Below are 4,218 nucleotides of genomic sequence, written 5' to 3'. Positions count from 1 at the left end.
TATTGACTACCCTGCTAACGTAACTGCGCGCGTGAATGAGTATATGGCAAGCATGGCTGGTGAGGCTGGCGCGGCTGGCGAGGATTATTGCGTGGATGTGCTCGGTCACGGAGCTAAAAAATATGTTGAAGATTGGCGAAATATTGCGCAAATTGGTTTGATTGCTGACGTTTCGGCGCTTGATTTAGGACTTTGCGGTTTGCAAATTTTTGATCAGTGCGCTTTAGAGGAATCGCGAAATAATGAGCGAGTTGCGGCGGCTGATCCGTTGTATTTGCGTCGCCCGGACGTTTCCGTGCCAAATCCGCTTAAGCATGTGCTCGGTTCTGGTGCCGCAAATAAAGCCAAGGAAAAATAGAACGTTTTTAACGATTTGAGTAATTATGATTGTTGATATAACGCGTTCTCAATTTCCTGCAGTAGCCGAGAGTTGTAATAGAGTGCCTAAGTGCGATTTTACGTGCGATGATTTAGCGCAAAAAATAGCGCCTGTTGAAGCCGATTTATTTGGCAAAGGCTCATGGAATGAGCGTATGATTTCGCAAGAGTTACAGGCTCCCATGCGCGCATATTACGCCGATATTGACAACAATACGAATACGCTACGCGGGTATGCTGGCTACTGGTTTGACGGTGACGATGCGCAAATTATGACAATCGGCGTCGCAAAACAATACCAAAGAAAAGGCATAGCGTCTGAACTTTTGCTCACAATGGTAAAAACCGCAAAACAAATTGGCGCTAAGCGCATGCTGCTAGAAGTGCGCGTTGACAATATTCCTGCGCTCGCATTGTATGAGCGGTTTGGTTTTGCGCGCATGGGTTTGCGCAAACGATACTATCAGCCGGAAGGTGTGGACGCGTACACAATGTGTGCTGATTTAAGTGAAATTAACCTGTTTGAATCAACTAAAGAAAGTAATGCAACCAAGGAATAGTCATGAGCGAAGCAATCGTATTAGGAATTGAATCGACCTGCGACGAAACTGCCGCAGCTATTGTGCGCGGACGCACGCTGGTATCAAATGTGGTGGCTTCTTCTATGCAAGAGCACGCGCGCTACGGTGGCGTGATTCCAGAAATCGCGTCTCGTGCTCACGCTGAAGCATTTGTGCCGGTTGTGTCTCAAGCTTTAGCTGACGCAAACATGGATTTAAGTGACGTCGACGCGATTGCGGTGAGTGCAGGACCAGGTCTCGCAGGCTGCTTGGCTGTAGGTGTTTCTGGCGCTAAAGCGTTGGCTTGGGCTGCAAATAAGCCAATTTACGGTATTAATCACGTAATTGGGCATATTGCAGTAACGCAATTGCAATTTGGTGACGTTCCTCCGGACGTTTTGGCACTTATCGTTTCTGGCGGCCACACTTCGCTGCTTCACGTGAACGATATTGCGCGAAGTATTGACGTTGTTGGTACAACTTTGGACGATGCTGCTGGCGAGTGTTTTGATAAGGTTGCGCGCTTGCTTGGATTCCCATATCCTGGCGGCCCTCATATTGACAGGCACGGTAGGCTTGGTAATCCTGATACTTTAAAGGTGCCGCAAGGCTTGACGCAAGGACGTTCCGGCAAGGAGCATCCTTACGATTTCAGCTTCTCGGGTGTAAAAACTGCTGTTGCTCGCTGGGTGGAAGCAAGACAAGCTCAGGGGCTTGATATTCCAGTTGACGACGTGTGTGCTTCTCTGGCTAATTCCGTGGCGGATGTGCTTTCGCGCAAGGCAATGATGGGCTGCGAGCAGTACGGTTCGAAGACACTGATGATTGGCGGCGGTTTTTCTGCTAACTCGCAGCTGCGCGAACATTTGCTACAGCAAGGCAAGGAGCATGGTGTTGAAGTGCGTCTGCCGGAACTTAAACTTTGCACGGATAACGGTGCGATGGTTGCGATGCTAGGTGTCAACTTGGTGGAAGCGGGGGTTCGTCCTTCTGCGCCTGATTTCGCAATCGATTCTGCAATGCCGCTTACTACCGTAAGTTTGTAAAGCTTTAGTAAGTTTTGACGAGCTTTATTGTGGGTTTGCCGTAAAATAGTCGGTGGAGTAATTGTATAGCGCTGCTATATGCGTGTTCGTAGTATTTTTGCAATAAGCGAGGTGTTGAGTGCAGCAAGATAATTTGCGTAGAGGAGCTTTACGAGTAGGTGAGAAAATTCAGTTCACCGATCGCAAAGGTAAGCGAATTACTGCGCAACTTGTTGCAGGCGGCGTTACGCAAACTGAGCATGGTCTTATTTGTCACGACGACGTGATTGGACGCAATGAAGGCGTTGTTATAACTACCGTTAGTGCAAAGCGCGAAACGTTACAAAATAGCGAAAATCAGGAATCTAAAGACCTTTCAAAATCTGGAAATAAGCCTTGGAAGGCGGCTCGTGCTATTGGCGGCTGGGATTACGTTGTTATGCGTCCGCGCATGGTCGACTATGTGCTTTCTATGCCTAGAGGCGCGCAAATTATGTATCCGAAAGATATTGCGCAAGTAATTGCTTTAGGAGATATTCGCTCCGGCATGCGTGTTTTGGAGTCGGGGGCTGGCTCTGGTGCTATGAGCTTAAGTCTTTTGGACGCGGTTGGAGAGTGCGGCAATCTCACTACGATTGAGCTTCGTCCGGATTTCGCGCGTATTGCCGAATCTAACGCAACTTTGTACTACGGGAAGCGTCCTGCTTGGTGGAATTTGCTTACGGGCGATTTTGATTCGGTTGCGAAAACTTTAGACGAGCACAGTGTGGACCGCATTATGCTTGATATGCTCGACCCTTGGAATCGTCTCGAACAGGCGCATCGCGTTATTGTGCCGGGAGGCGTGCTTATTGCGTACGTGACGACTACGACGCAAATGTCTCGAATGGCTGAAGCGTTGCGAGAAAGCGGCGTGTGGACTGAGCCGGAGATTCAGGAGACGTTGGAGCGCTCGTGGAAAGCTCAAGGTTTGGCGGTGCGTCCGGATCACGCGATGATTGGTCACACGGGATTTTTGATTGTTTCGCGCGCAATGGCCGATGGTTTCGTTGCGCTTAAGAAACGCGAGCACGGTACCAAAGATACGGTTACTGACATTGACGACATGACCGCTGAAGAGCGTGCTGAGCAGTTGGAGGACTTGTCGCTTCGCGATATTTCTGACCGTAAGTTGCGTAAAGTTTTGCGTGATTTAGATTTGCAACTTGCGCAACTGCCGGGCGATAAGCACGAGGTTGCGGTTGCGCAATCTGATGATGTAGAAAAGAAAGCCCAATAGGAGGCGAACGATGGCATCACCAATGAAAAAGCTGGTAAAAAAGGTACGTCATAGTAAATACGTTTTATTGCTGATGCGTCACGCCAAAGCTGAGGCTCCTGAAATGGGAGACGATTGGGGCCGTGGGCTTACTGATAAGGGCTTGAAACAAGCGAAAATCATGGCAAAAGGTTTGGAATCTTTGAAACTTGTGCCGGATTATATCGTGTGCTCGAGCGCGAATCGCACCGAACAGACTCTGCAGAAGATGCTGAAACGTTTCGGCGATGCTCCTGTTGTTGTATCTCGCAAAAACTTGTACGACGGCGGTATGCAGTCGGTTATGGATGAGCTTCAGGCTGTTCGTGCGGATGCGCGCGTCACTATGATTGTAGGCCACGAGCCTACGATGTCTATGGCTGCGCAGTGGCTTTCTTCGCCGGATTCGGATCCGGATGTGCTTGGTGCGATGCGTTTGGGGCTTGCTAACGCGTCGGTGGTGGTGCTTGTGGCGGATCGTCCATTTTCTACTTGCGGTTTGCGTGGTGCTACGGCTCTCGCCGTCCTCACTCCCAAATCCTTCGAGTAGCTTATACGAAGTGATGGTTTCTTTACAGCGTTGTATAGAAACTAACGGAATCTCGTTAAAAAGTGACGGTTTCTTTACAGCGTTGTATAGAAACTGACGGAATCTAGCAAAACAGTCGGAAGCTTTGCATCAGTGCTCTGCTGACGCTGATTCCTGTTGATTAGAGAACACTATCATCAACGCTGCTGCACACGCCACACCAATAATAATTCCCAGCCATGCACCAATCCATAGCTTAATTTCTCGACTTTAGTTGCACAAATACCAGTGTGGTAGAGATTTGAGATTTTTTGCACTGAGCGAAGACGGACGTCAGAGCCGTAGGCTACTGACAAGTCGAGCGAAGAAGAAAAATCGAAAAATCTCTGCGATAAGATGAGGTTATTAACGATTAGCACGCAGAGTTTA

5 protein-coding genes and 1 pseudogene are annotated in these 4,218 nt (G+C 48.8%); 5 read left to right on the top strand and 1 reads right to left on the bottom strand.

The features are described from left to right. From AXE77_RS06775 to AXE77_RS01880, 5 genes and pseudogenes are all read left to right on the top strand, one after another. Nucleotides 1-358, top strand: a pseudogene (locus AXE77_RS06775) (tRNA (adenosine(37)-N6)-threonylcarbamoyltransferase complex dimerization subunit type 1 TsaB); the annotation flags it as partial. Between the two features lie 25 nt (nucleotides 359-383). Then, nucleotides 384-938: a ribosomal protein S18-alanine N-acetyltransferase gene (gene rimI, locus AXE77_RS01895; RefSeq protein ID WP_116711866.1), complete on the top strand. Its 555-nt coding sequence runs from the start codon at nucleotides 384-386 to the stop codon at nucleotides 936-938. Nucleotides 939-940: 2 nt separating this feature from the next. Next, nucleotides 941-1,984 carry a tRNA (adenosine(37)-N6)-threonylcarbamoyltransferase complex transferase subunit TsaD gene (gene tsaD, locus AXE77_RS01890; protein ID WP_116711865.1) on the top strand — a complete coding sequence of 348 codons (1,044 nt, stop codon included), beginning with the start codon at nucleotides 941-943 and terminating at the stop codon, nucleotides 1,982-1,984. A 118-nt stretch (nucleotides 1,985-2,102) separates the two neighbouring features. Beyond that, nucleotides 2,103-3,242 (top strand): tRNA (adenine-N1)-methyltransferase, encoded by a 1,140-nt coding sequence (locus AXE77_RS01885; RefSeq protein ID WP_116711864.1) that lies wholly within the window; start codon nucleotides 2,103-2,105, stop codon nucleotides 3,240-3,242. Nucleotides 3,243-3,252: 10 nt separating this feature from the next. Next, nucleotides 3,253-3,810 (top strand): SixA phosphatase family protein, encoded by a 558-nt coding sequence (locus AXE77_RS01880; RefSeq protein ID WP_116711863.1) that lies wholly within the window; start codon nucleotides 3,253-3,255, stop codon nucleotides 3,808-3,810. A 176-nt stretch (nucleotides 3,811-3,986) separates the two neighbouring features. Here AXE77_RS01880 and AXE77_RS06700 read toward each other — a convergent pair. Beyond that, the coding region (locus AXE77_RS06700; protein ID WP_205727508.1) for a hypothetical protein at nucleotides 3,987-4,218 on the bottom strand (232 nt) is incomplete at its 5' end.

The sequence above is a fragment of the Gardnerella massiliensis genome, from assembly GCF_003408845.1.
Taxonomy (GTDB): domain Bacteria; phylum Actinomycetota; class Actinomycetes; order Actinomycetales; family Bifidobacteriaceae; genus Bifidobacterium; species Bifidobacterium vaginale_H.
The sequence above is the reverse complement of the archived record's forward strand: the minus strand, read 5'-3'. Positions and strand labels throughout refer to the sequence as shown.